Source organism: Erythrobacter epiphyticus (genome assembly GCF_034653295.1).
Taxonomy (GTDB): domain Bacteria; phylum Pseudomonadota; class Alphaproteobacteria; order Sphingomonadales; family Sphingomonadaceae; genus Erythrobacter.
The window spans coordinates 234,941-241,333 of sequence record NZ_JAYEEU010000006.1 but is presented as its reverse complement, the minus strand read 5'-3'; the positions used below and the strand labels follow the sequence as shown (position 1 = coordinate 241,333).

Annotated in this window: 5 protein-coding genes; 2 read left to right on the top strand and 3 right to left on the bottom strand. The window is 63.5% G+C overall.

Annotated features, from left to right (window positions below):
• Positions 1-2 precede the first annotated feature (2 nt).
• Positions 3-566 carry a Smr/MutS family protein gene (locus tag SOQ14_RS05470; protein ID WP_322897046.1) on the top strand — a complete coding sequence of 188 codons (564 nt, stop codon included), beginning with the start codon at positions 3-5 and terminating at the stop codon, positions 564-566.
• Positions 567-618: 52 nt separating this feature from the next.
• Here the strand turns inward: SOQ14_RS05470 and katG are convergent, their stop codons facing one another.
• The 3 genes from katG to ahpC form a co-directional block, all read right to left on the bottom strand.
• Complete coding sequence (gene katG / locus SOQ14_RS05465) at positions 619-2,820, bottom strand: catalase/peroxidase HPI (RefSeq protein ID WP_322897045.1); 2,202 nt, start codon at positions 2,818-2,820, stop codon at positions 619-621.
• Positions 2,821-3,164: 344 nt separating this feature from the next.
• Complete coding sequence (gene ahpF, locus SOQ14_RS05460) at positions 3,165-4,754, bottom strand: alkyl hydroperoxide reductase subunit F (RefSeq protein WP_322897044.1); 1,590 nt, start codon at positions 4,752-4,754, stop codon at positions 3,165-3,167.
• A 225-nt stretch (positions 4,755-4,979) separates the two neighbouring features.
• Entirely contained in the window at positions 4,980-5,546 is a 567-nt protein-coding gene (gene ahpC, locus SOQ14_RS05455) for an alkyl hydroperoxide reductase subunit C (RefSeq protein WP_322897043.1), read from the bottom strand.
• 210 nt (positions 5,547-5,756) lie between these two features.
• Here ahpC and SOQ14_RS05450 point away from each other — a divergent pair, with 210 nt between their 5' ends.
• Positions 5,757-6,392 carry a MarC family protein gene (locus SOQ14_RS05450; RefSeq protein ID WP_322897042.1) on the top strand — a complete coding sequence of 212 codons (636 nt, stop codon included), beginning with the start codon at positions 5,757-5,759 and terminating at the stop codon, positions 6,390-6,392.
• Position 6,393 lies beyond the last annotated feature (1 nt).

Below are 6,393 nucleotides of genomic sequence, written 5' to 3'. Positions count from 1 at the left end.
CGATCATCTCGCGCGCCGCCCTCTGGGCGCGGCTGGCCGAGACAGTCACCCCGCTACCGGGGCGGAAGGCCCCTACTGCTTCGCCTTCGCCGGTTGCGGCGCCCAAAGCCGCCAACCCGGCCCCTCCGCCGCCTGCGGCCAAGCCCCTGCCAAGCCCCGCGCTGCCCAAGAAGGGCAAGCATCAGATCCCGATGCCCCCGCCGCCACGTGTGCCGGTAGGCGTAAGCCTTGATTCGCATTGGGAACGCCGGTTCAAGAGCGGGCGGATCGAGCCTGATCTCACGCTTGATCTGCATGATCACTCGCTCGATGCCGCCTATACGCGCGTCATCGCCGGGCTTGATCAGGCGCGCAGCATGGGCGCACGGGTGGTGCTGGTGATTGCCGGGCGCGAGCGGCCGGTCGATCCCGCCGATCGCAGCGAGCGGCGCGGCGCCATCCGCGCCAAGCTGCTCGACTGGCTCGCCGCGAGCCATCATGCCGGCAGCATCGCCGCAGTGCGCCGGGCGCATCGCAGCCATGGCGGCGAGGGTGCGCTCTACCTCGTGCTCAAACGCGGGGCGTAGAAAAACCCCCGGCGGGTGAGGCCGGGGGGTTTCGTGGTCACATCCTGACAGATCAGGCGTGATATTTGGCGTGGGTCAGATCAAACCGATCCGCGTTCATCACCTTGTTCCAGGCCGAGATGAAGTCGCACACGAATTTGCCTTCATTGCCGGCCTCGGCATAGACTTCGGCCTGCGCCCGCAGCATCGAGTTTGAACCGAACACGAGGTCGGCACGGGTGGCGCGATATCTCTCCGCACCCGTCTTGCGGCAGGTGCCGACATATTCCTCGTCATCCGAACCATCGACTGGCGCCCACTTGGTGTTCATATCCAGGAGGTTGCGGAAGAAGTCCGGTGTCAGCGCGCCGACGCGGTCGGTGAAGACGCCGTGCCGGGTGTTGCCGCTGTTCGCGCCGAGCACCCGCATCCCGCCGACCAGCGCGGTCATCTCAGGGATCGAGAGCCCCAGCAGATGCGCCTTGTCGATGAGCATTTCCTCGGTGCGGACGACCGCCTTGGTCCTGAGGTAGTTGCGGAAGCCATCGGCGAACGGCTCGAGCGGTTCAAAGCTCGCCGCGTCGGTGTGTTCAGCGGTGGCATCGCCGCGTCCGCCGGTAAAGGGCACGGTGGTTTCGAACCCGGCATCCTTGGCCGCCTTCTCAACCGCCGCCGCGCCTGCCAGCACGATAGCATCGGCCATCGACAGGTTGCCACGATGCGCCTCGATCACGCCCAGCACCTTGGCCAGTTCCTCGGGATCATTCGCCGCCCAACCCTTTTGCGGGGCGAGCCGCACCCGCGCGCCATTGGCACCGCCGCGGTGATCCGAATTGCGGTAGGTCGAGGCTGACGCCCACGCCGCCTTGACGAGTTCGCTCACCGTTAACCCGCTGCCGAGGATCGTCGCCTTGAAGCGCGCGACATCGGCATCGGACGGCATGGTGCCAGCCGGGACCGGATCCTGCCAGATAAGGTCTTCCGTCGGGACTTCCGGCCCCATGTAGCGGATCTTCGGGCCCATATCGCGGTGGCACAGCTTGAACCACGCGCGGGCGAAGGCATCATCAAGCGCTGCCTGATCCTTCAGGAACTTCTCCGAAATCTTGCGATATTCCGGATCATTCTTGAGCGCCATGTCAGCGGTGGTCATCATCGTCGGCACGCGCTTGTTCGGATCGCGCGCGTCAGGCGCGAGGTCTTCGGGATCGGGGTTGATCGGGGTCCACTGCCACGCGCCCGCAGGCGATTTGACGAGCTCGTAGTCATACTTGAACAGCAGGCGGAAATAGTCACCGCCCCATTGGGTCGGATTGTTCGACCAGCTGCCCTCGATCCCCGAGGTGGTGATGTGGCCAGCGGCGATTTCCTGCTCGTCGATCAGCCAGCCGAAGCCCATCTGGTGGAGATCTTCGCTTTCGGGCGCACCGGCGAAAGTGTCTGCCGGGGCTGCGCCATGGGCCTTGCCGAAGGCATGGCCGCCTGCGGTGAGGGCGACGGTTTCCTCGTCGTTCATCGCCATGCGGGCGAAGGTTTCGCGCATGTCGCGCGCGCTTTCGAGCGGATCGGGATTGCCGCCCGGGCCTTCGGGATTGACGTAGATCAGCCCCATCTGGATCGCGGCGAGCGGGTTTTCGAGGTCAGCGCCGTCCGTCGGGCGGATGCGGGTGGCGACGCCTTCGTTGACCCATTGCTCCTCGGTGCCCCAGTAGACGCTCTCGGGCTCGAACACGTCGGCGCGGCCGCCGCCGAAGCCGAACACCGGGCCACCCATGCTTTCGATGGCGACGTTCCCGGCGAGGATGAACAGGTCAGCCCAGCTGATGTTCTTCCCGTATTTCTGCTTGATCGGCCACAGCAGGCGGCGGGCCTTGTCGAGGTTGCCGTTGTCCGGCCACGAGTTGAGCGGGGCGAAACGCTGCTGCCCGCTGCCCGCACCGCCGCGCCCGTCACCGGTGCGATAGGTGCCCGCCGCGTGCCAGGCCATGCGGATGAAGAAGGGGCCGTAATGCCCGTAATCGGCCGGCCACCAGGGCTGGCTGTCGGTCATCAGCGCGGTGAGATCGGCCTTGAGCGCCTTGTAGTCGAGCGCGTTGAAGGCCTCGGCGTAATCGAAATCCTCGCCATAGGGGTTCGCGCTTTTGCCCTGTTCGGTCAGGATGTCGAGTTGCAGCGCCTCGGGCCACCAGTCGCGGTTGGTGCGTCCGAGCAGCGAGCGCATCTGCCCGCTTGCGGTGAAGGGACAGCCGCTCATTTCTCCGGTTTTTGCGTCCATGGTTGTGGCTCCTCTCTGGGGTGGGACTCAGCCTCACGGGCCAAGCTTATGAAGAGAGGATGACTCTTTCGGGATAGCGCGTCAAATCGATTAAAACGCCAAGTTTGATTGAGTGAGACGATTAGTGAGCTTCGTCATTGCGAGCGTAGCGAAGCAATCCAGAGCGGCACACAATACGCTCTGGATTGCTACGCCGCTTCGCGGCTCGCAATGACGAACAGGCAGGAATGAGAAACGGGCTCCCGAATGGGAGCCCGCAAGGCCGACCGGCCGCCCGCAGCGACGCGCCCGCAGGGCGTGTGAGCGAGGATGCCCGCTCGCGGAGGCGAGCGGGCTCCAACAAATTAGGCCGCTTGCGCGACGTCCTCGACCGGCTCGTTGCGGATGAGGTAATCGAACGCGCCAAGGCCAGCCTTGGCCCCTTCGCCCATCGCCACCACGATCTGCTTGTGCGGGACGGTGGTGCAATCGCCGGCGGCATAGATGCCCGGCAGATTGGTCGCGCCGTGATCATCGATGATGATCTCGCCGAACTTGGACAGTTCAAGCCCCGTCTCGCGCAGGAATTCGGTGTTGGGCACCAGCCCGATCTGGACGAACACGCCTTCGAGCGCGATCCGCCGTTCATCGCCGCTGGCGCGATCCTTGAGCACCAGCCCGCTCACCTTCGCGCCGTCGCCGAGGATTTCGGTCGTCTGGCCGTTGGTGACGATCTCGACATTGGGCATCGAGCGCAGCTTGCGCTGGAGCACCTCGTCGGCGCGCAGCTTGGTATCGAATTCGATCAGCGTGACATGGCCGACGATCTTGGCGAGATCGATCGCGGCTTCGACGCCCGAATTGCCGCCGCCGATCACCGCGATGCGCTTGCCCTTGAAGAGCGGGCCATCGCAGTGCGGGCAGTAGGCCACGCCCTTGTTGCGATATTTCGCTTCGCTCGGCACGCCGAGATTGCGCCAGCGTGCGCCGGTCGAGAGGACGAGCGAACGGGCATGGAGCGTCGCGCCATTGGCCATGAGCACGCTGTGCATCGCGCCGGGCTCGCTGGCAGGCGTGATCTGCACCGCGCGGGCGAGATCCATCAGATCGATCTCATATTCGCCGACGTGGCTCTTGAGGCTGTCGGTCAGCTTGGGGCCTTCGGTGTAGGGCGTGCCCGGCAGGTTCTCGATCCCGAGCGTGTCCATCAGCTGTCCGCCAAAGCGTTCCGCCGCGATACCGGTGCGGAAGCCCTTGCGCGCGGTGTAGACCGCCGCCGCTGCGCCGGCCGGGCCGCCGCCGATCACGAGGACTTCGAACGGGTCTTTCGCGCTCAGCTTTTCCGCGGCCTTGGCATCGGCGTTCTTGTCGAGCTTGGCGAGGATTTCGGCCAGCTCCATGCGGCCATTGTAGAACGGCTCGCCATTGAGGAAGGTCGCGGGCACGGCCATCACGCCGCGGGCTTCGACTTCCTCCTGGAAGCTGCCGCCTTCGATCAGGGTGACGGTGATGCGCGGGTTTTCGAGCGCCATCAGCGTCAAGGCCTGCACCACATCGGGGCAATTGTGGCACGACAGCGAGAAGAACATCTCGAAGTGATAATCGCCTTCCAGCCCGCGGATCTGTTCGATCAGGTCGGCATCGACTTTGGGCGGATGGCCGCCCGCCCAGAGCAGGGCGAGCACCAGCGAGGTGAACTCATGGCCCATCGGCAGGCCGCCAAAACGCACCCACTTGTCGGCATCGCTGGCGCGGCGGATGATGAAGCTGGGCTTGCGTGCGTCGGTGCCATCGAACCGCGCGGTCACGAGATCGTGCAGCGACGCGATCTGTTCAATCAGCGCGCGCGTCTGGCGGGACTTTTCACTGTCGTCGAGCGATGCGACCAGCTCCACGCCCTCGCGCAGATTGCCGAGATATTGCTTGAGCTGGGCCTGAAGATTGGCGTCGAGCATGGCAGCCTCCGAAAGCGTTGGGCGGAAAAAAGGGGAAGAAAACGTAGCAACGCGGGATCGGCTGGCTGGATGGCTGCTCTCCAGAAGGGGGGAGGGGAGCAACCTGTTTCGCCAGCCGATCCCGGCTACGACCCGAGGGCTTTTATGCTCTCGGGATTTTACAGCCAGCGCGCTCGAGGGGGGAGGGAGAAAGTCGCGCTGGCCGGTTTGGTTCGGTTGAACCGATCAGATCTTGCCGACCAGATCGAGCGAGGGAGCCAGCGTTTCGCTGCCTTCTTCCCACGCTGCCGGGCAGACCTGACCGGGGTTGGCGCGCACATACTGGGCGGCCTTGATCTTGCGGGTCAGTTCGTTGGCATTGCGGCCCACGCCTTCGCAGGTGATTTCCATGATCTGGATCACGCCATCCGGATCGACCACGAAGGTCGCACGGTCAGCGAGGCCAGCGCCTTCGCGCAGCACGCCGAAATTGTTCGACAGGACGTGGTTCTGGTCACCGAGGAACGGGAACTTGAGCTTGCCGATCTTGTCCGAGGTGTCGTGCCAGGCCTTGTGGCTGAAATGCGTGTCGGTGCTCACGGCATAGACTTCGACGCCCATCGACTGGAGCATTTCGTACTTCTCGCCCATGTCTTCAAGCTCGGTCGGGCACACGAAGGTGAAGTCGGCCGGATAGAAGAAGAACACCGACCACTTGCCGGCGAGGTCTTCGCTGGTGACTTCGAAGAAATCCTTGCCTGCCTGAAACGCGGTCGCCTTGAAGGGCTGAATGGTCGAACCGATGATACCCATGTGGAGTCTGTCCTTGTGTTGGGTGGTTGAGAGGAAACTTGACGCCGCCTACATAGTCCATGCTGCGCTGCAAGAAAGTTGATTTGTGCGATTGCACAAATCGGTTTTTTCAATCTGTGGGGCGGGAACCCGAGCCTGACGACCTAACGGGTTTCCTCGGTCGAAGGATTATGCCATCGCTGACACATGGCTTTGGCAGGATGCAGTTAAATGGATGCGGCGACACTCGTCCTGCAATTCGTGACCCTGCTTGTCGTGGTCGATCCGATTGGCACTTTGCCGGTCTTCTATCACGCCACGGCGCAAGTACCGCCTGAACATCACCGATCATTCGCCGTGCGCGGCGTTGTTGTGGCGACGATCGTCCTGCTCTTCTTTCTTGCTGCGGGGCAGGTGTTGCTCGAAACTTTGGGCCTGCGCTTCGGCTCGTTCAAGATTGCCGGCGGCATAGTGCTGTTCCTGTTCGCGATGACGATGATCTTCGGCCATTCAAAAGCGGAAGACGAAATCGACGAAGCCGAAAATGATCCCCTGGCCGGAGCAGTCTTTCCCTTGGCCATGCCGTCGATTGCCTCGCCCGGGGCCATGCTGGCGGTGGTGGTGTTGACCAACAACCAGTCGAGCTCGTTCACCGATCAGTTGGTGACAGCCGGATTGCTGCTGGCGGTGATGGCGATCACGCTCATTTTCCTGCTGCTGGCAGCACGCCTCAAGTCCGTGCTCGGCTCCACGGGCGCCAATGTCATAAGCCGGGTAATGGGTATCGTCCTTGCGACGATTGCAGTTGATGCGGTGCTTAATGGTCTTGAAGCGGTCGGCATGGTTACCCTTCCCGACGCGCTCTAGG